Raw genomic sequence first — 23,800 nt, 5'->3', positions numbered from 1 at the left:
ACGCCCCTCCTCCGCAGGACGCCGCCGGACGCCCCGGCTACCGTCAAAGCCATGCGTACCGTCATCGCCGGAGGCCACGGACAGATCGCGCTCAAGCTGGAAAGGCTGCTCGCCGAGCACGGCGACCGGCCCGCCGGGATCATCCGCCGCCCCGAACAGGCCGAGGCCCTCGAGGCCGCAGGCGCCGAGCCGCTGCTGCTCGACCTGGAGGCCGCCACCGTCCACGAACTCGCCCCCCTGCTCACCGGCGCCGACGCGGTGGTCTTCGCCGCCGGCGCCGGACCGGGCAGCGGAGCCGCCCGCAAGAACACCGTCGACCGCGACGCCGCCGTCCTGTTCGCCGACGCCGCCGAACTCGCCGGCGTCCGGCGCTACCTGATCATCTCCTCGATGGGCGCCGACGCCGGCGCCCACTACCCCGCCGACCCCGTGTTCGAGACCTACCTGCAGGCCAAGGGCGCCGCCGACGACGCCGTCCGGGCCCGCACCACGCTGGACTGGACGGTGCTGCGCCCCGGCCGGCTCACCGACGGACCGGGCACCGGCCTCGTCCGGCTCGCCCCGTCCGTCGGGCGCGGCGCGGTGGACCGGGCCGACGTGGCCGCCGTCCTGGCCGCGCTGCTGCACGAGCCGGGCACCGCCGGGCAGACCCTGGAACTGGTCTCCGGCAACGCCACCGTGGCGGAGGCCGTCGCGGCGGCCGCCGGGCACGCCTGACCGGCCCGGACGTCGACGCACCGAGGGCCCGGCACGCGCTGAAGCGGTGCCGGGCCCTCGGTGCGCCGTCCTGTCGGTGCGCCGTCCTGTCGGTGCGCCGTCCTGTCGGTGCGCCGTCCTAGAGGTCCAGGCCGGTGAGGACCAGGACCTTCTCGACGGTGTAGTCGTCCATCGCGTACTTGACGCCCTCGCGGCCGACGCCGGAGTCCTTGACGCCGCCGTACGGCATCTGGTCGGCGCGGTAGGACGGGGCGTCACCGATGATCACGCCGCCGACCTCCAGCTCCCGCTGGGCGCGGAAGGCGGTCTGCAGGTCACGGGTGAAGACGCCCGCCTGCAGGCCGAAAGCCGAGTCGTTGACGGCGGCGAAGGCCTCGTCGGTGCCGTCCACCTTGTGCAGCGACAGAACCGGGCCGAACACCTCGGCCTTGGCCAGGATCGCGTCGGCCGGCAGGTCGGCCAGCACGGTCGGGGCGTAGGTCGCACCCTCGCGGGTACCGCCGGTGAGCACCTTGGCGCCCTTGGCGACGGCGTCGTCCACCCAGGACTCCACCCGCTTGGCGGCGTTCTCGTCGACCAGCGGGCCGACATCGGTCGCGTCCTCGTTGGGGTCACCGGTGACCTGGGCCCGGACCTTGGCCACGACCTTCTCCACCAGCGCGTCGTACACGGACGCGTCGGCGATCACGCGCTGCACCGAGATGCAGGACTGGCCGCCCTGGTAGTTGGCAAACATCGCGATCCGGGTGGCGGCCCAGTCCAGGTCGGCCTCGGAGGACCAGTCGGCGAGCACCACGGCGGCGGCGTTCCCGCCCAGCTCCAGGGTGGTGTGCTTGCGCGGCACCGAGTCCATGATCTGGTAGCCGACCTTGTCCGAGCCGGTGAAGGAGATCACCGGCAGACGCGGGTCCTGCACCAGGGCGGGCATCCGGTCGTTCGGCACCGGCAGAACGCTCCAGGAGCCGGCCGGCAGGTCCGTCTCGGCCAGGATCTCGCCCAGCACCATCGCCGAGAGCGGGGTGGCCGGAGCCGGCTTGAGGATGATCGGGGCGCCGACCGCGATCGCCGGGGCGACCTTGTGGGCGACCAGGTTCAGCGGGAAGTTGAACGGCGCGATGCCCAGCACCACGCCGCGCGGGAACTTGCGCACCACCGCGAAACGGCCCACGCCGCCCGGGTCGGTGTCCAGCCGCATGGTCTCGCCGTTGGTCCGGCGGGCCTCCTCGGCCGCCCAGCGGAAGACGGAGACGGCACGGCCGACCTCACCGCGGGCCCACTTGATCGGCTTGCCGTTCTCGGCAGTGATCAGCCGGGCGATCTCCTCGGTGCGCTCGGCCAGGCGCTTGGCCACGTGGTCCAGCGCGGCGGCACGCACGTACGCGGGGGTCGCGGCGAACACCGGAAGCGCGGCGACGGCGGCGTCCAGCGCCTCCTCGACCTGGGCCTCGGTCGGCACGCTGACCTTGCCGACCAGGCGGCCGTCCCAGCTGTTGTGCACCTCGAAGTCGGCGTCGCCGCTCGCCCGGCGGCCGGCCAGCCAGAATTCGTACGTGGTGGTCACCGTGGTACCGGCCCTCTCCTCGTCGTCCTCACGGCCCCACGGACGTGGAGCCTGAAACCGAGGGTAGGGCGGCGGCACGCCGACCCGGATTGGCCACGGAGTAGCGTTCGCCTCCGCGCGCACTCCACAGCGTCCAGCCGGACGGGTCCCGCAGGGCCGGGGCCGGGGCTGGACGGGCCGGGGTCCGTGGGACCGGGGCCGGCCGGGCGGGGGGCTCGGGCCGGAGCCGGTGTTACTCCTCGCCGGATCGGAGCGCCAGCCAGAGCTCCATCCGCACGTCCGTGTCGTCCAGCGAGCGGCCCAGCAACTCCTCGACCCGCCGCATCCGGTACCGCAGGGTGTGCCGGTGAACGCCGAGATCGGCGGCGGCCGCGTCCCACTGCCCGTGTCTGGAGAGCCAGGCCCGCAGCGAGGCCACCAGGTCACCACGCGCCGTACGGTCGTGCTCCCGCAGCGGACGCAGCAGCCCCTCAGCGAACGCCGTCACCGCGTCCTCCCCGAGCAACGGCAGCAGCGAACCCGCGCCCACCTCCTCGTGGTCCACCGACCGGCGGCCACCACGCAGCGCCACCGCCAGCGCCCGCTCGGCCTGCGCGTGCGCCGTCCCCGCCTCCTCCAGTGCGGCCGGCGCCGAGACGCCCAGCGACAGCCCCTCGTGCTCCTCCACCACACCGAGACAGGCCCGGTGTACCGAACCGTTGTCCAGCGCCAGCACCATCAGCCGCGCCCCGTGCGCACCGTCCTCCCGCGCCACCAGCAGCTTCTCGCCCACCCGGGCACCCGCCTGCTCGGCCCGGTCCCCCAGCTCGCCCAGCGCCTCCGCGGCGTCCACGCCCTGCCCGGCGCCCGCCACCATGACCCGGACCGTCCCCTCCGGCAGACCGCCGAACAGCCCAGCCGCCACCTGCCGGGCCGTCGCCACCTCGCCCGCCAGCACCATCCGCAGCAGCGCCGCGCCCATCCGCTCCTCCGCCTGCCGCAGCTCGCGCGAGCGCTCCAGGGTGAGGGTCAGCAGCGCCACCGCCGCATTCAGCACGTACCGCTCGGTCGGGGTGATCCGGTCCTCGGTCCCCACCGCCAGGAAGCCCCGGGCCCGCCGGTCCGCCCCCAGCGACTGGACCACCACGTAGTCCTCGTCCGCCGTGTCTATCCCCGGCGAACGCCCCTGCAGCGCCGCACTCGACGGCGCCGGGCGCCGGCGCAGCCGGTCCACCTCGGCCGCCAGCCGGCCGGCCCGGCGGGCCGCCCAGTCCGGCGCCACCACCGACAGCGCACCCGACCCGTCGTACAGCGCCGCCCAACCACCCAGCCGCGCCGCCAGCCGGCGCACCACCGCCGTGGTGCCGTCCTTGCCCAGCGCCGCCCGGGTCAGCTCCTCCTGCGCCTCGAAACTGGTCGTCACCGCCTCGTACTGCTCGGCCGCCAGCGCCGCCGACACCACCTTGCTGATGGCGATGAACGGCGTCGGCTCCGGCACCCGCAACAGCGGCAGCCCGCGCTGCGCCGCCGCGTCCACCAGCGGCTGCGGCACCTCCGTGTGCGACAGCCCGACACCCAGACCCAGCCCCACCACGCCCGCGTCGGCCAGCCGGTGCACGTACGCCTGCAGCTGGGCGGCGGTACGGCCCAGCTTGATACCGGTGGTGAGCAGCAGCTCACCGCCCTCGAGGAACGGCGTCGGGTCGTCCAGCTCGCTGGTGTGCACCCAGCGGACCGGCCGCTCCAGATGGTCCGCACCGGCGAGGACCGTCAGATGGAGCGAGGTGTTGCGGACGACGGAGGCGAGTGTGGGAGGCATGGCACCTTCGAGGGAACGACCTGACCGCGCCGTTGCGGCCGGGCGAGGAGAGGGCAGAGGAGCTGGGGCTTCAGTGGCTTCTGGTTCGGGGTGGGGGTCGAGGGGGGAGTCTCTCCTCTCATTATGGACGCCCCGGACAACCGGCACTGCCGAATCCACCTCGAAGGCGAGCTTCAGCCCCGCAGATCCACCAGCAGCGGCGGCACCTGCTCACCCGACACCGCCGTCAACGACACCACGGCATGCCCCGCCGGCAACGCGTGCGCCAGATCCGACGGCGACCAGCGCAACCGCTCCACGTCCCGGGTGGTCACCGATTCGGTCTGCGCGGTCGTCCCCGACAATGCCTTCCGCCCCAACCGCCCGGCCCGCCGGAGGGCGCCGCCCTCCGTCTGCGGGACATGGGTGACGACCTTCTCGTGTATCACGTGAGTGCCCCAGGCTTCGGAGAAGAACTTTCCGTCCCAGGGCGCGATGCCGGGGAAGACCATTCGGCACCCGACGGCACCGAACAGCGGGGTCCTAAGCGCCTCCGGCAGGTCCATGAGTGTGCGCAGCAGCAGAACCGCGCCGGCGTTTGCGCCGCGCATCCGCTGCAGGCCCCGCACCGTACTCGCATCGAGTGCTGCCGACGCGTCGTCCACCACGAGACCGGCGAAGAGCGAACGATCCTCACGGACAACGGCCGCCAGAACGAACTGCCCCACCACCAGTCGGGACAGAATGCGCGCCGCCTCCGGGTGACTGCGCTCTGGAAGCTTCACCCGTACCCGCAGCGGGTGATCAAGGGCACGCATCGCGAACGGCGGCCGACCGGAGCCGTCCGTCATGAACGCTCCCTCGAAAGCCGGCCTGTCCAGCAGTGCCAGCCGGTCCGCCAGCAGTGCGCCCGGGTCGTCCGCCCTGCCCCGTTGCAGGTCACGGTGCTCAAGGTCCCGCTCGTACGTCTCCAGTCGGCCCGCCACCCGCAGGGCCTTCACCAATGCGTCCGTCACGCCCGCCTCACCCGAGAGCAGCCCCCGCAGCTCTCGCACACCGGGGTAGCGGCCGTAGGCGGCGTGGAACGGACCCACCACCTGCTGGAGCGCCATGCGGGCGCTCTCCGCACGTGCGGTCAGCTCGTCCGGCAGCAGTGCGTCCGCCAACCGAGCGGCAGCCTCGTCCGGGTCCTGCGTGGCGCCGTAGAGGTCCAGCCCGTAGGCGGAACCCGGCTCTCCCGGCGCGATCACCACGTCGTACCAGGCGTCTGGGCCGAGATCGGCGTCCGCAGCCCCGATCGCCACCGCACACGCCGTCCCTGCCAGCGCCTGAAGACAGAGCGCCTCGGCGGCGGGCCGGGCCAGTCGTGCCGTCTTGCCGGTGCCCGCCGGGCCGACTGCCAGCAGTGAGGTGCCAAGCAGGGTCGGATCGAGTGCAAACCCCGTCGTCCGGTAGATCTGCGAGTTCTTCGGAACATCCTGCGTCGTCCCGAGCCGCACCTGCTGTACCAGCAGATCGTGATGCGCGGCCCGCCCGTGCAGATCCCGACTCCCCGACGGATGGCTGAATGCTGCCGCGCCGCGGGCCATCACCTGCTCCACAAACGCCGGCACGAACACGCGGTCGGCCTGGGCCGACTCCCACGCCCGCTGGATCCGCACATAGTCCACGTCCCCGACCGGTTCCCGGTCGAGTCTGCCTGCCGCCGCCTCGCCCCCACCAATACGTTGGGCAAGCCACGGGTCCGCAACCGGTCCCGCCTCCGGCGGCGACATCGGCTTGACAGGTCCCGGCCCTTCATGGGTGATGGCTCGTGCGAGCACGGGAGCGATGTTCTGCCGCCAGCCCGAGCGGGTGAGGAATCGGCGGGCCACCTCCCGCCACCGGCCGGTCCGCCAGAAAACAGCCGCCGCGCAGCTGATGGTGACCAGGTTGATCAGGACCTGCACGACATCGAACTGTTCGGGAGACGTTCCATCGAACCAACGAAGCAGGAACCCCGCCGCATACATCAACACAACGGTGCCGATGTAGTACGTGGCAATGGTTGCAACCACGTTCAAGGCAGCGCGCAGCAGCAATGGCCCGGTGGGCACCTTCGCCTCTTCGGCCTGCTCGGGGTCGACCTGCTGGTAGCCCTGGCGGTAGATGCCCGGGGGGGCTTCGGGGCGGGGGGCGGCGACCCAGGTGCGGAGGTCGAAGGCGGGTCGGGGATGGGGCAGGGGTGTGGGGGGTCTGGTGGTGGTCCGCTCGCCGTGGCCCTGCGCCCCGTCCAGTTCCATGTACGGCCCCGCTCCCTCGCCCGCCCGGCCCGACCGTCGTCGGTGCCGCCATACCCATGCCGCCGTACCGGCGACACGCCCGCGCTCAATGTAGTGGAGCGAAGCCTGCGGGTAGTCGCACCACCCGCGCTGGCCGCCCCGGACAAGTCGGACGGCCCAGTGCTACCGAGTGGCGCATGCCTGGCCGGGGAGGGCGGCCGTAGCCTGCGAAGCACCGAGCCGAGAAGTCTGGAGAAACCCATGAGCGCCGCAACGCCGCTCCCGCAGGAGCGCCGCCTGGTCACCGCGATCCCCGGTCCGAAGTCGCAGGAGCTGCAGGCCCGCAAGCTGGGTGCGGTGGCGGCCGGCGTCGGCACCACGCTGCCGGTGTACGTGTCCCGCGCCAACGGTGGCGTGCTGGAGGACGTGGACGGCAACTCGCTGATCGACTTCGGCTCCGGCATCGCCGTGACCAATGTCGGCAACAGCGCCGAGGCCGTGGTGGCCAAGGCGACCGAGCAGCTGGCCGCCTTCACCCACACCTGTTTCATGGTGACCCCGTACGAGGGTTACGTGGCCGTGGCCGAGCAGCTCAACGAGCTGACCCCGGGTGACCACGACAAGCGCACCGCGCTGTTCAACTCGGGCGCCGAGGCGGTCGAGAACGCGGTGAAGATCGCCCGCGCCTACACCAAGCGCACCGCCGTCGTGGTGTTCGACCACGGTTACCACGGCCGCACCAACCTCACCATGGGCCTGACGGCGAAGAACATGCCGTACAAGCAGGGCTTCGGTCCGTTCGCCCCGGAGATCTACCGGGTGCCTGTGGCCTACCCGTACCGCTGGCTGACCGGTGCGGAGAACTGCGCCGCCGAGGCCGCCGCCCAGGCGATCGAGATCATCACCAAGCAGATCGGCGCCGACAACGTCGCCGCGATCATCATCGAGCCGATCCAGGGCGAGGGCGGCTTCATCGAGCCGGCCAAGGGCTTCATGCCGGCGATCGTGGAGTTCGCGAAGGCCAACGGCATCGTGTTCGTCGCGGACGAGATCCAGACCGGCTTCTGCCGGACCGGCCAGTGGTTCGCCTGTGACGACGAGGGCATCGTCCCGGACCTGATCACGACCGCCAAGGGCATCGCCGGCGGTCTGCCGCTGGCCGCGGTGACCGGTCGCGCCGAGATCATGGACGCCGCGCACGCCGGTGGCCTGGGCGGTACCTACGGTGGCAACCCGGTGGCATGTGCCGCCGCGCTGGGCTCCATCGAGACCATGAAGGAGCTGGACCTCAACGGCAAGGCGCAGCGGATCGGCGAGATCATGCTGGACCGCCTGCGGGCGATGCAGGAGAAGTTCGACATCATCGGCGACGTCCGCGGCCGCGGCGCGATGATCGCGATCGAGCTGGTGAAGCCGGGCACCAAGGAGGCGAACGCGGAGGCCACCGCGGCCATCGCCAAGGCCTGCCACGCCGAGGGCCTGGTGGTGCTGACCGCCGGTACCTACGGCAACGTGCTGCGCTTCCTGCCGCCGCTGGTCATGCCGGAGCACCTGCTGAACGAGGGCCTGGACATCCTCGAGGGTGCCTTCTCGCTCCAGGGCGTCACCACCGCCTGAGCCGGCGGCGCCCGCAGGGCGACACCGGCCGTCCCACGGGGCGACCCAGACCCGCCGGAGGGATGTCCGGACAGCGCTGAACGGCCCGTGGGGACTCTCATCCCCACGGGCCGTTCGGCTGTCGCGGCCCGGTTCGGCCCGGTTCGGCCTGGTGTGCGGGGGTGTCCGAACGGTGGCCCGGCCGGGGTGAAGATGCTGTGCGGAATCGCTGAAGCCACTCGGAGCGGCACAGCCGTTGACGTAGTGTCATGACAGATGGACAGCGAGCCTCAGCCATTGGCGGACCCGTCCGCGGCACCGCCCCCAGCGGCGGGTCCGCGTGTCGGCCGTGAGGACAACCAGGCCGTCCCGCAAGGGCCGGTGCACACCGAAGGCCGATCGACCGACCGTCCGACCCACACCCCCCGGGGCGCGCGGAACGGCGATCATCAGAGCCGCCCCGGAGCTCTCCCCCCTGCTCCGGGGCGGCCACTTCGCGTTCTCGGCCGGTTCGGCGCCTCGGCCGCGCTGCCGGTCCTGCTGGGCGTGGTGCTGGTGCTGGTGTCCTGGCAGGTGGCTGTGGACGGGCCGCTGCTGGGGCTGGACCGCTGGGCCCGGCACGCCGTCCGGGAGACCCGCCACGAGCTGCACAGCACCCTGCTCAACCACCTCGGCAAGGCGCTCTCGGACCTGGGCAGTTCGGTGCCGGCGATCCCGGTGCTGCTGGCCGGCGGGGCACTGGCCGGCTGGCGGGCCCGCCGGGCCGGGGCGCCGCGCTGGTGGCTGCCGGTGGTGGTGGCGGTGCTGACGGCCGGGCTGATCCCTCTGCTGGTGGTGCCGGCGAAGGCCTGGTTCGCCCGGCCGGGCCCGTTCGGGGTGCCGCTCGCGCCGGACCAGTGGGGCTGGTACCCGTCCGGGCACACGGCGACCGCGACCTTCTCGTACGGCGTGGCCGCGCTGCTGCTCGCCCGTACGGTGGGTGCCGCGGCCCGCCGCCGGCTGTACGCGGCGGCCGCACTGCTGGCGGTCGGGGTCGGCCTCGGGCTGGTGTGGAGCGACTACCACTGGCTGCTGGACGTGGTGGCCGGCTGGTGCCTGGCCGGGCTGGTGCTCTGGGCGCTCGCCCGGTGGCTGCCGCCGCGCAGGGGCTAGGCTTCGGCGGGCTCGTCGTTGCGGTGGACGAGGCCGGCGTCGCCGTTGTCGCGACGCCATTCGACGACCAGTTCGTCGCGGGCGCCGAAGCGGACGAGGTGGCGGCCGACGACGTCCTCCAGGCCGGGCAGGTTCTCGGTCTCGCCCTCGACGGCTAGCAGCAGGGCGTCGGGCGCGGCCTCCAGGGTGGCGGTGCCGGCACCGAAGGTGAGGGTGCCGCAGCCGGTCTCGTCGGACCAGCGGGCTTCGATCTTGCGGCCCATGTGGGCGGCGAGCTGCTTGGCGTAGCGGGCGGGGCGGTCGGTGGCGACGCGGGCTTCGGAACGGGGCACGGGCCCTCCAGGAATCGACGGAGGGCACTTAGGGTGCCCTCACTTGCGGCTACGTTAACCCAGATACTGAGCTTTACTCAACATTTTTTCCAGCACCGTCCGGGTCCGGTTCCGCGCCCGCCCCCGCGCCCGCTTCCACGGCCCGTCCGGTGGCCGGTCCGCACCGCACTCCACGGCCCGGACCGGCCGATACCCTTGGTCGGACACCTGCCGAGGAGAGCCGCCCATGACCACCACGCCGACCGACGACGCGGCAGGCTCCTCCCCGGCCCCCGACGCGGCCGCCCACCCGGAGACCGCCGGCCCGGAGAGCGCCGGCCCGGAGAGCGCCGACCGGGAGAGTGCCCCCCAGGACACCGCCGCCGAACTCGCCGACGCGATGACCCGGGCGATCAAGCGGATCCGGCGCCGCACCAGCGAGCGGCTGGAGCCCTACGGCATCACCCCCGGCCAGGGCCGCGCCCTGCGTACCCTCTCGCACGCCCCCGGCTGCGAGCTGCCGGACCGGGCGATGCGGCTGAGCGACCTCGCGGACCGGCTGCACATCGCCCCGCGCTCGGCCACCACCGTGGTCGACGCCCTGGAGGACGCGGGCCTGGTCGAGCGGACCCCGGACCCGGCCGACCGGCGCGCGGTGCGGATCGTGCTGACCGCGGCCGGCCACTCGGCGGTGGAGCGCATCGGACTGGTCCGGCACGAGGTGGCGCAGGAGTACTTCGGCCCGGTCAGCCCCGCCGAGCAGGACGCGCTGCTGCGCGCACTGCGCTCCGCCGAGGCCGCGTACGCGGCCGCCACGCCGCCGCGGCGGGCAGCGCCCCCGGCCGCAGCGCGGTGATCCCGATCCCGGCGATCACCAGCAGCGCTGCGCAGGCGGCCGGCGGGCTGACCTCCTCCCCGAGCAGCAGCCAGGCCGAGGACATCCCGAACACCGGCACCAGCAGGGAGTAGGGCGCCACGGCGGTGGCGTCGTAGCTGCGCAGCAGGAAGCTCCAGGCGACGAATCCGAACAGGGTGGAGACCAGCCCGACGTAGCCGATCGCGCCGACACCCGCCGGGGTGATCTCGCGCAGCGCCTCCAGGTCGGCGGCCGGCCCCTCGACGATCAGGGAGAGCCCGAGCAGCGGCAGCGGCGGGACGGCGCTGACCCAGACCATCCAGCGCAGCGCGTCCGGCGGGGCGGCCCTGCGGGTCAGCACGTTGGAGAGCCCCCAGGCCAGGGCGGCGAGGATGACCAGGGCGAACGCGCCGGCCGGACCGCCGAGGCCGTGGTCGACGGCGCTCAGCCCGATGCCGGCGAAGGCGATCGCGAGGCCGGCCAGCCGCTGGCCGCCGGGCCGTTCGCCCAGCAGGACGGCGGCGAACAGCGCGGTGAAGACCGCCTGGCTCTGGAGGACCAGCGAGGAGAGCCCGGCCGGCATCCCGGCGTGCATGCCGAGGAAGAGCAGCCCGAACTTGACCACCCCGAGCACGCATCCGACCGCGAGCACCCACCGCCAGGCCACCCGGGGCGGCCCGACGAAGAAGACCGCCGGGACGGCGACCACCGCGAAGCGCAGCGCGCAGAAGAGCAGCGGCGGGAAGTTCTCCAGGCCGACGTGGATGAGCACGAAGTTGAGGCCCCAGACGGCGGCGACCAGGACGGCCAGGGCGATGTGACGCGGTCTCATGCTGCCGCCGGTGGCGGCCGGTGTTGCGGTCATGCACCGAGGATGGCCCCCGGCAACCGTGTAGCGCCAGCGATGAATACTGAACCCCACGCTTTAGCATTGCTGCATGATGGATCTGGGACGCCTGCGGGCGCTGCACGCGGTGGCCGTACACGGTTCGGTCGGCGGGGCGGCGGCCTCGCTCGGGTTCACCCCGTCGGCGGTCTCGCAGCAGATCGCCAAGCTGGAGCGCGAGACCCGCACGGTGCTGCTGGAGCGTCAGGGCCGGGGCGTGGTGCTGACCGACGCCGCGCGCGAGCTGGCCGCCACCGCGCAGGCGGTGCTGGGGCTGGTGGAGCAGGCCGAGGTGCGGCTGGAGGAGCAGCGCGGCCAGGCGGTCGGACGGCTGCTGGTGGCCGCCTTCGCCACCGGCGCCCGGGGCCTGATGCCGGGTGCGCTCGCCGACCTGCGCGAGCGCTGCCCCGAACTGGACGTCCGGCTGCTGGAGAGCGACCCGTACCCGGCGGCCGAGCTGGTGGCCCGGGGCGAGGTGGACCTCGCGCTCGTCCAGGACTGGCCGACCGTACCGCTGCCGGTGCAGGAGGGCCTCTCCCGGCTGGACCTCGGCACGGACCCGGTGGACCTGCTGCTGCCGGCCGCCCACCCGCTGGCCGCACTGGCCGTGGTGCCGGTGGGGCGGCTGAGCGGACTGCGCTGGATCAGCGTGCCGCCCGGCAACATCTGCCACGACTGGCTGGTGAGGACGCTGCGGGAGGCCGGTGAGGAGCCAGAGGTGTGCTACCAGGTCGGCGAGTTCGAGACGCAGATCGCGCTGATCGCGGCCGGGCTGGGCGTCGGCCTGGTACCGCGGCTGGGCCGCAAGGCGCTCCCGCCGGAGGTGGTCGCCCGGCCGGTCGTGCCGGAACCCTCCCGCCGGGTGTTCGCGCTCTGGCGCACCCAGGCCTCCCGGCGCCCGGCGATCACCGCGGCGCTGACCGCGATCCGCGCCCGGTGGGCCGCGCTCGGCGGGTGAACGCGCTGCCGGCCGCACGGCCGGTCAGCTCGCGAAGCCGATCACCAGCCACATGAAGCCCACCCCGGCCAGCGTGCAGAGCAGCGTGGTGCGCGAGGGGTGCGGGCTGTGCGCTTCGGGGAGGATGTCGGAGGTCGCCAGGTAGAGCAGGAAGCCGGCGAAGAACCCGAGGTAGAGGCCGAGCAGCCGCTCGGGGATGGTGAACAGCAGGGTGATCGCGGCGCCGGTCACCGGTGCGAGCGCGTCCGCCGCCAGCAGGGTCAGCGCCCGCCGCCGGTCGTTCCCGTACAGCCGCGTGATCGTGTACGTGTTGAAGCCGTCGGCGAAGTCGTGCGCGACCACGGCGATGGCGACCACCGTCCCGACGGTGGTACCGGCCTGGAAGGCGGCGCCGATCGCGAAGCCGTCCATCACGCTGTGGCCGACCAGGGCCAGCGCCGCGGTCAGCCCGATGCCCGGCGCCCCGTTGCCGCCGGACATGCGGCCGTGCGCGTGCCCGTGGGCGGGCTGGTGGCCGTGGGTGTGTTCGGCGTACTCGCCCTCGTGGCCGCGGTGGATGGCCACCGCCCGCTCGACGACGTGAATGGCCAGGAAGCCCGCCGCGAACATCAGCAGGGCCTGCGGCACGCCGTGGACCTCCTCGGGCGCCTGGTGCAGTGCCTCCGGCAGCAGGTCGAAGGCGACCACACCGAGCATCAGCCCGGCCGCGAAGCCGAGCACCAGATGGCGGCGGTCGCCGGTGCGCTGGGCGACGTAGCCGCCGATCAGCGTCATCAGGAACGCCCCGGCGGCGACCAGGATCGCGGTCACCGCATCTCCCCCGTACCGGGCACCCTGCCCACCCTGCCTCCCCCATCCTGCCCGCCGCCGGGCCGACCGCCGACCGGTGCCGGACGGCTGTGCCGGCGGCCACCGTACAGCGCCACCACCCGGCCGGGCTCCGGCAGACCGGCACCCGCGCCCACCAGCCTCACGCGCCGCCCGGGCAGCCGCCCGCCGGGCGGGCCGTCAGGGTGAGCGGCGTTCTGCCCTGCTCCTGCGCCGGTTTCGCCCCTGCTCCTGCGCCGGTTCCTCCGCAGTCCCCCGCCGGTTCCTCTCCCGCCCACGATCCGGCAGCCGACGGCTCAGGGGCCTCCGGTTCGGTGGCGTCCGGGGCTGTGGCCTCGGGGTCCGCGGCCTCCGGGTCCGCGGCCTCCGGTTCGGTGGCCGCGCCTCGGTGACCTGCGCCTCAGTGGCCGGCGGCGAGCGGGAGTCCGAGGTGGGTGCGCGTCAGTTCGCGGACACCGTCGCCGTCGACCAGATGGATGTGCTGGTGGCCGTCCTCGGCGGTCAGGTCGAGCGCCTCGTCGGTGAACCGCCCGGTGGTCAGCCGCAGGCCGCGTTCGGCGGACTCCTCCCGGACCGCCTCCGCCAGCGTCCTGATCTCCTCCTCCCCCACCGGCTGGGCGCCGCGGGAGGCCCAGACCACCCAGCGCCCGGGCAGCGCGCTGCCGGCCGGCCCCTCGCCGGTGGCGACCAGCCCGGCCGGTCCGCGCAACCTTACGCTCCACTGCGCCAGCCCGCCCCGGGTGAGCAGTTCGCGGACCAGCTGGGCGAACTCGTTCGCCGAGAGGTCCGACGCGGACGGCACGGCGAGCCCCGCGACGGCGGCCGGTTCGACGCCGGCCCGGGCGTACGGGCCGGGGGTGACGGCGGCGCCGAGCTGGCGCAGCCGCACCAGCGCCTCGTCCTGTTCCGCGTCGGCGTAGACGCCCTCGCCGTCGTGCTCCTCGTAGGAGGCGGCCGGCGGCAGCAGCCTGGTGCGGGCCAGGGCGTCGCGGTCGGCGTCCACGCTCACCAGGCAGAGCGGCTCCGCGCCGCCGGGCTCGCGCAGCCAGCCGTTGAGCACGACGCCGGCCAGTATCTCGTCGGTGTCGACGGCGTCGGCGGCCTGGAGGGCGCGCAGCGCCAGCCGGGCGACCAGCCGCAGGTAGTCGGTGGCCCGGTCGGCGGGCGGGCGCGGCACCGGGAGGATCTCGCCGTCCGTGCCCAGCCGGTAGCCAGTCAGCGAGGGCACCAGGTCGAGCGCGGGCAGGTCGAGGTCGAGGACGGCGGTGCGGGTGAGCGGGCGGAACACCGCCCGGCAGGGGGCCGGCAGGTCCTGGGTGGCCGTCTCGGCGGCGGCCAGGGCACGCTCCAGCAGCGACTCGACGGCGGCCGGCTCGGCGAGCCGGTAGGCCCGGCGGCACTCCTCCAGGCTGTCGTTGTACTCCCGCACCGCGCGCGCCCGAGCCTGCTCGGCCTGCTCGTGGGCCCGCCTGGACTCGTCCGCGGCCGGGCTGCCGGCCTCGGCCTGCCGGGTGCGCCACTCCCGCAGGGCACGCTGGTGGGTGAGCCGGGCCCGGGCCAGCTCGCGCTGGTAGCCGGAGTCCAGCAGGCGCCGGGACCGGCTCTCGTCGGGGTCGGCGGTGGGTGGCTCGGCGGGCGCGTAGTCCTCCCAGCGCGGCTCGGCCTCCGCGGCTGCCGGTGCCGGGCCGTCGGCCGGGTAGGGCCGCGGCTCGTACTGGCGCAGCTGGCTCTCGAAGTCCATGGCCGAGACGGGCAGCGCGGCCCGGCGCAGCAGGTCGGCCAGCCGCTTGTGCTCGGCCTGGACGGTGACCGTGCGGTGGTGCGTCAGCGCGGCGGCCCGGGCGTGCGCGGCGACGGCCTCGTCCCCGCCGGCGCCGGACGGGGAGGCCGACGACGCGTCATCCGGTGGGCCGGCCGAGGCGCCGTCGGGCGGCCCGGCCTGTGTCGGCGGGCCCGGCGGACCGTCCGGTCCGTCGGGCCCGTCGGGCACGTCCACGCCGAGGTCCCGGAAGACCGAGGCCAGGAAGCCGGGTTGGGGGGCCATGACCGTGCCGTCGGAGTGGCCGTCTGCTGAGTACTGCATCGGTGGTCGTTCCCCCATACTCGTCCGGCGCCTGCCCGGGCCGGCCGGCGACCCCGCGGCCCACCCCTGCCGGCCATTGTCCACCGAACGGGCGCACCGGTCAGCCAAGCCTCTCAGTTGGTCCGGGTGTTGGTCAGGTGCAGGCCGATGTAGCCGACGTAGATCCGGCCACTGCCGGAGCAGTCGTCGAGGTAGTGCAGCCTCGGTGCCGTGCGCCCGCCGCCGATCCGCAGGTGCGCGCCCATGAACGCGCGCCGGGAGGCGTCCACACACTCCGGCACCGGCAGCATCCGCTCGCGCTTCCACTTGGTGTGGCTGAAGACCGTCCGGGACTCCCCGCGCACCGCCTTGCGGGGCGGGAAGCGGTGGCAGCCGGCCGGGGTCCGCTCGCACCACTGCTTGAAGTCGCCGCCGGCCTCGCCGCGCACGGCCGCCTCGGCGTACTCCTGAAGGGCCGTCAGGCCGTCCCAGGTGAGCCGGGCCCAGCCGGCTCCGGAGCACTGCAGCTCGTCCAGGGCGAGCGCGGCCTTCTGGTCCCCCGTGAAGGTGAGCAGCGGGAACTCGCCCAGCCTGGCCATCAGTTCGGTGAAGGTGCCGGGCGTGCCGGCTGCACCGGGCGCGCCGGAGCGGCGACCGGTCCGGCCGGGTGCGGCCGTGCCGCCGGGGCCGGCGCAGAGGCGGCCGGCCAGGGCGCGCACCTGGGCGGCGCCGCGGCGGCGCTCCCGGCGCAGGCTGTGCCGGGCCCGCTCCAGCTCGTCGGCCCTGGCCTGCTGCTCGGCCCGGTCCAGCTGCTCCTCGTGGGCGAGGGCCGCGGCGTCGTCCGGACCGGTGCCCGCGCGGGGTGCGGGCGGGGGGACCCGCAGCACGGGGACGGCGGCCAGCGGCAGGGGCAGCGGCTGTTCGGCGGCGAGCCGGCGGGGCTCGCGGGCCAGCAGGCCGGCCGCCCGGCGGAGGTCCTCCTCGATCCGGCGGCGGGCCAGCACGGGGTGGCGGGCTCCGTCGTGCCGGGAGGCCGGGTCGACCTCGGGCAGGTAGGTGCGCACCGCCCCGCCGTACACGGTGTGGTACTCCAGCGCGACGTTGAACTCCGTGCGGGCGCCCGGGTCCAGCACGTAGGCGGTGGCGAGGCCGGGCAGCTGTCCGCAGAGCGGGCGGACGACCTCGGCGACCCATGCGTCGAGCCCGCGGTCGGCCGGCACGCTGGCCACCACGGTGGGCAGCCGGCGCTCCGGGTCGCAGAGCTCGTCGATGAGAGCGTCGACGTCGCCGGCGGCCAGCACCCGCGGCGCGAGCTGGACGGCTGCGGGGCCGTCGGCGGCGTCGAGCAGCGGCAGCAGGGTGCGGGCCAGCTCGGGCACCGGCACCCGGCAGGGCGTCCGCACGCCGCTGCGGGTGGTGTGCGTCTCGGCCTCCAGCCGGACCCAGGTGGGGCCCTCGACCCCGGTCGCTATCGTCAGGGTGAGCTGGTGGGTGCCGTGCGGGGCCGGGGTGCGCAGCCGGCGGCGGTCGTAGCGGCCGGTGCCGGGGCCGCCGCGGAGCAGGCCGCCGTCGCGGTCGAGCAGGACCCGGCCGCCCAGCCGCAGGCGCTCGGTGGGGGCCGTGGGGCGATCGGCCGCGAGGTCGGGCCCGGGGGCGGGCCTGCCGGGATCGTGGCCGGGGGGCTCGCGGAGCACCCGCTGGGGCTCGTCGCAGCCCTCCTGTTTCAGCCAGTCGCCGAGGCGCTGGTCGGCCAGGGCGACGGCGTCGGCGTGCGGGAGAGCGGTGGTGACGGTCATCCGGTAGGGCGTCGCGGGGCCTCTCGGGCCGGGCAGATCGGCACGGGCCGGCGACGGGGAGCGGTCTGAGGTCATGCGCATACCTCCGTGGTGCGGTGGTGGGGTCTCTCGTCCTCCATCGATGCGTGGTTCGTCCGGTTCGGCCGGATCCTTGCCCAGGAAACGCCACAACCCGGAGTGGAAGTTCCAACTCCGGGTCACGTCAATACGTTCGAGTGAATCTGCTCAAGCCGCCCCCCGCCGCGGGCCGTCATCTGCTGCGGCCGCGCTCAGCCGTCGTCACGCCCGGCGCCGCTGTGACTCCACTCCGGCGCCGCCACCGGGACCGCCAGCGGGCAGCCGTCCGGGATGTCGTAGCCGGCGATCAGGACCACGGGGACGCCCCCGTGGTTGCGGCCGACGTGGACGTGGACCGGCCCCGCCTCCTCGACCAGCGAGTCCCCGGCACGGCTGACCTCGACCCGGCCGTCGTGCAGCGTCCGGGTCAGAGTCCCGGAGAGCACCACCACGTCGACCCGGCCCGGATGGTAGTGCCAGCCGGTACTGGCGCCCGGGGGCAGCGTGACGGTCTGGACGACGGGCATCTCGGCTCGGCCTCCTGGTCGGCGGTGCGCCCAGGCTAGGCAGGCCCGCCGGGCCCTGAAACCGGCCGGACCCGGACTGTCCGGAAGTCTGTCCGAAACCCGTGCGTGCGGATCCGCGGTCGCGGGTTGCCCGGAGGCCCGGCGCGCGGACCGGCCTCAGACCGGCACCTCGACGTACGTCCGCCCCGCCGCCACCGCAACCGCGGTACCGCCGGTCGCCTCGGCCAGCCAGGTGTGGAACGCGGCCACGTCCGGCTCCGGAACCCCGACCTCGATCCGCACCCCGGTGGCCTCGTACGCCAGGTCGCTCACCGTGTACCCGGCCGCCCGCAGGTCGTTCTCCACCCGCCCGGCCCGGGTGTGGTCCGCCGTCACCGCGAGCAGTGCCACCGGCCGCCGCTCCAGCAGCCCGACCGCGTCCACCGCCTCCGACACCGCGTTCCCGTACGCCCGCACCAGGCCGCCGGCGCCGAGCTTGATCCCGCCGAAGTACCTGGTCACCACGGCCACCGTGTCGGTCAGCCCGCGCCGGCGCAGCACCTCCAGCATGGGCACCCCGGCGGTGCCGCCGGGCTCCCCGTCGTCGCTGGAGCGCTCGCGCCGCTGCTCGTCGCCGACCACGAAGGCGGTGCAGTTGTGCCGGGCGTCCCAGTACTGCTTGCGGATGCCCGCGATGAACGCCTGCGCCTCGTCCTCGTCGGTGACCCGGGCGAGGTGGCAGATGAAGCGGGACTTCTTGATCTCGGTCTCGTGGCTGCCCGCGCGCCGGATGGTGAGGTACTGCCTGGGGGTCGGCTCCGGCGTGGCGGACATGGCGCGGTGGTTCTCCCGGGGACGAGGGCGGCACAGGGGCCGGTGGGGCCTCCGGAGTGGCCCCCGGCGGCCCCGCCAGCCTAACCCTCGGTCAGCGCCCGGCCAGCGCGTCCAGCTGTGCGCGGTCCAGGCCGGTCAGCGAGGTGACCTCGACGAGGTCGACCGCTCCGCAGTCCAGCCCGCGCAGCACGTAGCCGCTGAGCGCCCGGGCGGTCGCCGGCTCGTCCATCACGTCGCCGCCCGCCTTGGCGACGTACGCGGCCAGCCGGGCGGCGGCGGCCTCCAGGCCCTCGCGGTAGAAGGAGTAGACGGCGACGTACCGGGTCGGCAGGTGCGCCGGGTGCATGTCCCAGCCCTGGTAGTAGGCGCGGGCCAGCGAGCGGCGGACCAGGTCGTGGTGGAGCTTCCAGGCGGCGTGCACCTGCTCGGTGGAGCCGGTCGGGACGACGTTGGTCGAGCCGTCGGAGAGCCGGACGCCCGTCCCGGCGGCGGCCACCTGCATGACCGCCTTCGCGTGGTCGGCGACCGGGTGGTCCATGCTCTGGTAGGCGGCGCTGACCCCGCACGAGGCGCTGTAGTCGAAGGTCCCGTAGTGCAGGCCGGTCGCCCGGCCCTCGGCGGCCTCGATCATCCGGGAGACGGTGACCCGGCCGTCGGGGCCGAGGATCGCCTGGGTGGTCTCGATCTGGATCTCGAAGCCGATCCGGCCGGCCGGCAGACCGGCCGAACGCTCGAAGTCCTCCAGCAGCCGGACCAGCGCGGTGACCTGCTCGGCGTACGTGACCTTGGGCAGGGTGAGCACCAGGCCCTCGGGCAGGCCGCCGTTGGCCAGCAGGGTGGCGAGGAACAGCTCCAGGGTGCGGATGCCGCGGTCCCGGACGGCCGCCTCCATGCACTTGATCCGGATGCCGATGTACGGCGGGGCGCTGCCGTCCGCCACCGCGGCGGCGACCAGCTCGGCGGCCCGGACGGCGGCCGCGTCCTCCTCGGGGTCGGGCCGCGGGCCGTAGCCGTCCTCGAAGTCGATCCGCAGGTCCTCGACCGGCTCCCGCTCCAGCTTGGCCCGGACCCGGGCGTGCACGTCGGCGAGCAGCGCGTCGTCGGCCACGCCGAGCGCGCGGGCCAGCTCGGCCGTGGTGCCGGCGTGGGTGTCGAAGGCCTCCAGGGCCTGGCGGCCCCAGTCGCGGACGGTGTCGGCGCCGAAGGCGTCGGCCGGGACGTAGACGGTGTGCACCGGCTGCCGGGTGCCCGAGTCGCCCGGGTAGCGGCGGGCCAGGTCGGCGTCGACCGGGGCGAGCAGCGCGTCGACGGCGGCGCGCGCCTCGCCGGAGAACGAGGCTCCGCCCGCCGGCCCGGTACCGTCCAGCTCGACCTGCGACATCCGCACTCCTCCGCGCCTCGCCGGTCCGGACGGACCGACGCTTCAACAGTTTGTTGAGGCGAAGGTAACCCCGCCGCGGTCGGGCGTCAATGGCCGACCGAGCGATGGACGGGCAGGTCGCGGCCGGTCGGTCAGTCCCTCCCGGCGGCGGCGTAGCGGTCGCGCAGCTCGGGGAAGAGCTCGGCGACGTCCTTCGGGTGCACCGAGCCGTCCGGGCGGGTGCCGGCCACGCCGTACTCCTTGGTCAGCCAGTCGGCCAGGCGCTGCGGATCGGGCTGGTGGTCGAAGGTGTCGATGTAGCGGACCAGCGCCTCGTAGCAGAGCTCCGGGTCGAGCCGGGACGACACCGGACGCACGGCCGTGTCCTCCTGGTGGGCGGACTCGGCCGGCTCCTGGGCGCTGCCCGCCTGCTGCGCGAACTCGGCGGCTTGCTGGTACGCGGCGGCCTGGGAGTACTCCGCCTCCTGCTGGTACTCGCCGTCCTGGGCCGGCTCGGGCTCCTGCAGGACGGCCTGCGCGGCCGGCCGCGCCGCGGACCGGGCGGCCACCGGCTGGGCGGCCGGGCCCGTCGGCTGCGGAGCGGGCTGCGCGGCCGACGGTCCGTCCGGCTGCGGACCGGTCGGGCGCGGCGGCTTGAACCACGGCGACGCCTGCCCGGGGACCCGGCCGCCGGGCGAGCCGTCGCCCTGCGGACCGGTGGTACGGACCGGGCGCTCGGTCCAGACGTTCAGCTCCTCCCGGGGCTGCGGCGGAGCCTGCTGCTCCGCGCCGGCCGGCTCCTGCGCCGCCCGCAGCCGCACCGCGGCCAGCTTGGCGAGCATCGGCGCCGCCACCTCGGCCGGCACCGGCGCCACGGCCGACGCGCCGGCCTCGGGCTGGGGCTGCTGGGCCTGGGACTGGGGCTGTTCCACCTGAGACTGCTGGAGCTGCTGGGCCTGCGCAGCCTGCCGAACCGGGGACTGCTGTGCCGAGGGCTGGAGCTGTGACTGCGGCTGCGGCAGCGCGGCCTCGGCGGTGGCGGCCGGCGGAATCGCGGCGGCCGCCGTCCGGTCGGCCCGAAGCTCCTTGGCCTCGCGGGCCTCGTCGTCCAGCCGGTCCAGCACCGCCGGGTCCAGCGGCACCCCGTACTTGGCCAGCTTCAGCGGCAGCAGCGCCTGGATCGGCGCCGAGCGGCGCCAGCCACGCCCGTACCGGAAGCGCAGCTGCGCCCGGTAGACCAGCCGGTTCTGCTCCAGCCGGACCACCTCGTCGTAGGAGCGCAGCTCCCAGAGCTTCATCCGCCGCCAGAGCCGGAAGGTCGGCACCGGGGAGAGCAGCCAGCGCATCACCCGGACCGACTCCATGTGCCGGTCGGCCGTGATCGCGGCGATCCGGCCGACGGCGTGCCGGGAGGCCTCGACGACGACCACGAAGAGCACCGGGATCACCGCGTGCATGCCCATCCCGAGCGGGTCGCCCCACGAGGCGGCCGCGTTGAACGCGATGGTGGCGACGGTCAGCAGCCAGGCGGTCTGCCGCAGCAGTGGGAACGGGATCCGCAGCCAGGTCAGGACCAGGTCCAGCGCGAGCAGGACGACGATGCCCGCGTCCACGCCGATCGGGAAGGCGTAGGAGAAGGCGCCGAATCCTTTCTCCGAGGCCAGCTCCCGCACGGCGTTGTACGACCCCGCGAAGCCGATCCCCGAGATGAGGCAGGCTCCTGCCGCGACCAGCCCGAGCAGGCCACGATGGGCCTTGGTGAGCGATGGGCGTGCCATTACGTCTATCAACCCCTGCATGTCGGCTGCGGCCGTACGCTGCCCCGGCGTGCCGGTTCCCGCTTGTCGGGGCACCGGACGGCTGAGCGACCTCCGGGCTCGGCCCACCGGAGTTTACTCGTACACCTGTATCAGCGTTCCCGCAGCCCAGGGTGTCACTGCCCGCCCCGCACCCGGGCCCGCGGCCGTGACCGGTCGACCCGTCAGCCGGCCCGCTCCACCGTGCCGTTGAGGTAGGCGAGCACCGCCAGCACCCGGCGGTTCGCGTCGTCCGCAGGGGCCAGTGCAAGCTTGGTGAAGATGTTGGCGATGTGCTTGGCCACCGCACCGTCGCTCACCACCAACCGGGCCGCGATCGCCGAGTTCGAGCAGCCCTCCGCCATCAGTTCCAGCACCTCCCGCTCGCGCGGCGACAGCCGCTGGAGCGGACCCGGGCGGCGTGCGGTGCTCTGCATCAGCTTGGCGATCACGTCCGGGTCCATCGCCGTCCCGCCGGCGGCCACCCGGCGGACCGCGTCGATGAACTGCTCGGCGTTGAACACCCGGTCCTTCAGCAGGTAGCCGACCCCGCCCGTCCCGTCCGCCAGCAGCTCCCGCGCGTACAACTGCTGCACGTGCTGCGACAGCACCAGGACCGGCAGGCCCGGGATCTCCCGTCGTGCCTGGAGCGCGGCCTGCAGCCCCTCGTCGGTGAGCGTCGGCGGCAGCCGCACGTCCACCACCGCGACGTCCGGACGGTGCGTCAGCAAGGCGTCCAGCAGGTCCGGACCGGTCTCGACCGCCGCCGCGATCGTGAAGCCGTGTGCTTCCAGCAGTCGGATCAGGCCTTCTCGAAGGAGGTAGAGGTCCTCGGCGAGGACAACTCGCACGGCAGCTCCAAGGTGATGGTGGTCGGACCGCCCGACGTGCTGTCGATGGCGAGGACACCGTCGAAGGTACCCAATCGGCGCTCGATCCCGCGCAGGCCGGTACCCCTCGTCGGATCGGCCACGCCCACACCATCGTCCGTCACCGTGACCCGCAGCATCCCGGCCCGGTACAGGATGTCCACCCAGACCTGCTCCGCGCCCGAGTGCTTCGCCGCATTGGCCAGCAGCTCACAGATGCTGAAGTAGACGGCCGCCTCCACCGGCGCCGCCGGGCGGTCCGGCAGGCTCACGCACACCTCGGTCGGCAAGGCGCTGTCCAGCGCCAGCGCCCGGACGGCGTCGCCCAGCCCGCGCTCGGCGAGCACCGGCGGGTGAATGCCGCGGACCAGGTCGCGCAGCTCCTGCAAGGCCCGGGCCGAGGACTGCCGCGCCTCCGAGAGAAGCTCGCGCGCCGCTACCGGGTCGGTGTCCATCAGGTGCTCGATCGTGCCCAGCGTCATCCCGATCGCCACCAGTCGCGCCTGCGCGCCGTCGTGCAAGTCCCGCTCGATCCGGCGGAGTTCGGCCGCCTGGTTGCCGACCGCGTCCGCCCGGGTCTCGGTCAGCTCCGCCACCCGCTTGGTCAGCTGCGCACGCGAGGCCAGACCGTCCCGGTCCAGCACCCGGCGCGCCAGCTCGACGTACCCGCGCACCGCGAACGGGGCGACCAGCACGCCGAGGGCCAGCAGTGCCAGCCCGAAGACGGCCGAGAGCAGAACGGAGGAACCACCGAGCTCCATCGGGACGGGAGCCCGGGTCGCCAGCAGCGCCGCGACCGCGTAGGCCGCACCGCCCACCAGCAGGCAGGCCACTGGCGCCGCCAGCGCGAACGCCGCCACCGGGCTGACCACCAGCCAGGCGATCTCCGACCGCGTCGTCGTGTCCCGCGCCGCCCAGTGCAGCAACTGCGCGAGCCTGGCGACGGAGCGGGAGCGGTGGTACGAGTACCCCGTCCACCAGTGCCCGCGCTCGTCCGACTCCAGCACCGGCCGGGGCCCGTACTCGGCCGGCAGCCGAACCCCGTACCAGCGGACGAGCTGCGCACGCGTACGGTCGGCGACCCGGCGGACGAAGAGGCCGGCGGCCGCGAGGCCCGCACCGACGCCCGCCACCAGGGCGATCAGGTCCCCCGGGTAGTACGACTGCAGGACCGAGGAGACCGCGCCACCGGTGAACAGCGTCATCAGCAGCGGCAGGGCCACCGCCGGGACGGCACCCAGCGCCAGCAGCGACAGCCGTGCCAGCCCGCGCACGCCCGACACGAAGGCCGCTTCGGTCTGGTCGCGCATGCTCGCGCCGCTCGTTCGACTCGCTGTTGTCACGGATGCTCCTGAGGCCGGTCCCGATCGTCCTGGTTCAGTGTTCCCGAGGCGGGCTGCAGGGGCACTGGCTGTCACACCCCATTTCCGGGGTGGACCTAGCACCACCCCGGTGGACCGGCGTGCGCCAAAAGCCATCGGGGAAGGCATAAACGCAAAGAACCCCCACCCGGATCCCGGGTGGGGGTTCTTTGTGAATGATTGTTCGGCGGCGTCCTACTCTCCCACAGGGTCCCCCCTGCAGTACCATCGGCGCTGTGAGGCTTAGCTTCCGGGT

At 74.3% G+C, this 23,800-nt stretch carries 19 protein-coding genes and 1 rRNA gene; 5 read left to right on the top strand and 15 right to left on the bottom strand.

The window, feature by feature from the left end; translation table 11 throughout:
- Nucleotides 1-51: 51 nt before the first annotated feature.
- On the top strand, nucleotides 52-717 hold the full coding sequence (locus ACZ5WK_RS33035; RefSeq protein WP_465553044.1) for an NAD(P)H-binding protein: 666 nt from the start codon (nucleotides 52-54) through the stop codon (nucleotides 715-717).
- A 118-nt stretch (nucleotides 718-835) separates the two neighbouring features.
- Here the strand turns inward: ACZ5WK_RS33035 and ACZ5WK_RS33030 are convergent, their stop codons facing one another.
- The 3 genes from ACZ5WK_RS33030 to ACZ5WK_RS33020 form a co-directional block, all read right to left on the bottom strand.
- Nucleotides 836-2,278 (bottom strand): aldehyde dehydrogenase family protein, encoded by a 1,443-nt coding sequence (locus ACZ5WK_RS33030; protein ID WP_465553042.1) that lies wholly within the window; start codon nucleotides 2,276-2,278, stop codon nucleotides 836-838.
- 232 nt (nucleotides 2,279-2,510) lie between these two features.
- Nucleotides 2,511-4,076 (bottom strand): PucR family transcriptional regulator, encoded by a 1,566-nt coding sequence (locus ACZ5WK_RS33025; RefSeq protein ID WP_396325609.1) that lies wholly within the window; start codon nucleotides 4,074-4,076, stop codon nucleotides 2,511-2,513.
- Nucleotides 4,077-4,249: 173 nt separating this feature from the next.
- Nucleotides 4,250-6,337 (bottom strand): ATP-binding protein, encoded by a 2,088-nt coding sequence (locus tag ACZ5WK_RS33020; protein WP_465553040.1) that lies wholly within the window; start codon nucleotides 6,335-6,337, stop codon nucleotides 4,250-4,252.
- Between the two features lie 240 nt (nucleotides 6,338-6,577).
- On the opposite strand from ACZ5WK_RS33020, the gene gabT reads away from it, so the two are divergent.
- Complete coding sequence (gabT, locus tag ACZ5WK_RS33015) at nucleotides 6,578-7,933, top strand: 4-aminobutyrate--2-oxoglutarate transaminase (protein ID WP_465553038.1); 1,356 nt, start codon at nucleotides 6,578-6,580, stop codon at nucleotides 7,931-7,933.
- A gap of 525 nt (nucleotides 7,934-8,458) precedes the next feature.
- The gene (locus ACZ5WK_RS33010; protein WP_465553036.1) at nucleotides 8,459-9,064 is read left to right on the top strand and encodes a phosphatase PAP2 family protein; all 606 of its coding nucleotides are present in this window, start codon (nucleotides 8,459-8,461) and stop codon (nucleotides 9,062-9,064) included.
- Here the strand turns inward: ACZ5WK_RS33010 and ACZ5WK_RS33005 are convergent.
- The gene (locus tag ACZ5WK_RS33005; protein ID WP_465553034.1) at nucleotides 9,061-9,396 is read right to left on the bottom strand and encodes a DUF2218 domain-containing protein; all 336 of its coding nucleotides are present in this window, start codon (nucleotides 9,394-9,396) and stop codon (nucleotides 9,061-9,063) included. The genes ACZ5WK_RS33010 and ACZ5WK_RS33005 overlap by 4 nt on opposite strands.
- A 226-nt stretch (nucleotides 9,397-9,622) precedes the next feature.
- On the opposite strand from ACZ5WK_RS33005, the gene ACZ5WK_RS33000 reads away from it, so the two are divergent.
- Entirely contained in the window at nucleotides 9,623-10,231 is a 609-nt protein-coding gene (locus tag ACZ5WK_RS33000) for a MarR family winged helix-turn-helix transcriptional regulator (RefSeq protein ID WP_465553032.1), read from the top strand.
- Here the strand turns inward: ACZ5WK_RS33000 and ACZ5WK_RS32995 are convergent.
- Entirely contained in the window at nucleotides 10,122-11,063 is a 942-nt protein-coding gene (locus tag ACZ5WK_RS32995; protein ID WP_465553100.1) for an EamA family transporter, read from the bottom strand. The two genes, ACZ5WK_RS33000 and ACZ5WK_RS32995, sit on opposite strands and share 110 nt — an antisense overlap.
- Before the next feature lie 106 nt (nucleotides 11,064-11,169).
- On the opposite strand from ACZ5WK_RS32995, the gene ACZ5WK_RS32990 reads away from it, so the two are divergent.
- Nucleotides 11,170-12,075 (top strand): LysR family transcriptional regulator, encoded by a 906-nt coding sequence (locus ACZ5WK_RS32990; protein WP_465553030.1) that lies wholly within the window; start codon nucleotides 11,170-11,172, stop codon nucleotides 12,073-12,075.
- A 24-nt stretch (nucleotides 12,076-12,099) separates the two neighbouring features.
- Here the strand turns inward: ACZ5WK_RS32990 and ACZ5WK_RS32985 are convergent, their stop codons facing one another.
- The 10 genes from ACZ5WK_RS32985 to rrf all read right to left on the bottom strand — a co-directional run.
- Nucleotides 12,100-12,885, bottom strand: a complete 786-nt coding sequence (locus ACZ5WK_RS32985) for a ZIP family metal transporter (RefSeq protein ID WP_465553028.1) — start codon at nucleotides 12,883-12,885, stop codon at nucleotides 12,100-12,102.
- A 418-nt stretch (nucleotides 12,886-13,303) separates the two neighbouring features.
- Nucleotides 13,304-14,986, bottom strand: coding sequence for a restriction endonuclease (locus tag ACZ5WK_RS32980; protein ID WP_465553026.1), 1,683 nt, complete (start codon nucleotides 14,984-14,986; stop codon nucleotides 13,304-13,306).
- Nucleotides 14,987-15,099: 113 nt separating this feature from the next.
- Nucleotides 15,100-16,836: a hypothetical protein gene (locus ACZ5WK_RS32975; protein WP_465553024.1), complete on the bottom strand. Its 1,737-nt coding sequence runs from the start codon at nucleotides 16,834-16,836 to the stop codon at nucleotides 15,100-15,102.
- A gap of 194 nt (nucleotides 16,837-17,030) precedes the next feature.
- On the bottom strand, nucleotides 17,031-17,345 hold the full coding sequence (locus ACZ5WK_RS32970; RefSeq protein WP_465553022.1) for a cupin domain-containing protein: 315 nt from the start codon (nucleotides 17,343-17,345) through the stop codon (nucleotides 17,031-17,033).
- A gap of 156 nt (nucleotides 17,346-17,501) precedes the next feature.
- On the bottom strand, nucleotides 17,502-18,158 hold the full coding sequence (locus tag ACZ5WK_RS32965) for a YigZ family protein (RefSeq protein WP_465553020.1): 657 nt from the start codon (nucleotides 18,156-18,158) through the stop codon (nucleotides 17,502-17,504).
- Between the two features lie 91 nt (nucleotides 18,159-18,249).
- Entirely contained in the window at nucleotides 18,250-19,539 is a 1,290-nt protein-coding gene (locus tag ACZ5WK_RS32960) for a DUF6986 family protein (protein ID WP_465553018.1), read from the bottom strand.
- Between the two features lie 131 nt (nucleotides 19,540-19,670).
- On the bottom strand, nucleotides 19,671-21,296 hold the full coding sequence (locus ACZ5WK_RS32955) for a DUF2637 domain-containing protein (RefSeq protein ID WP_465553016.1): 1,626 nt from the start codon (nucleotides 21,294-21,296) through the stop codon (nucleotides 19,671-19,673).
- Nucleotides 21,297-21,499: 203 nt separating this feature from the next.
- Nucleotides 21,500-22,165, bottom strand: coding sequence for a response regulator transcription factor (locus ACZ5WK_RS32950; RefSeq protein ID WP_465553014.1), 666 nt, complete (start codon nucleotides 22,163-22,165; stop codon nucleotides 21,500-21,502).
- Nucleotides 22,117-23,493 carry a sensor histidine kinase gene (locus ACZ5WK_RS32945; protein ID WP_465553012.1) on the bottom strand — a complete coding sequence of 459 codons (1,377 nt, stop codon included), beginning with the start codon at nucleotides 23,491-23,493 and terminating at the stop codon, nucleotides 22,117-22,119. Before ACZ5WK_RS32945 ends, ACZ5WK_RS32950 begins: the two co-directional genes overlap by 49 nt.
- A 233-nt stretch (nucleotides 23,494-23,726) precedes the next feature.
- Nucleotides 23,727-23,800: ribosomal RNA gene (rrf, locus tag ACZ5WK_RS32940) — 5S ribosomal RNA — on the bottom strand; the annotation flags it as partial.

It is taken from the genome of Kitasatospora sp. NPDC032757 (assembly GCF_055579305.1).
Note: the sequence above shows the minus strand (reverse complement) of the source record. Positions and strands in the feature narration are given on the sequence as shown.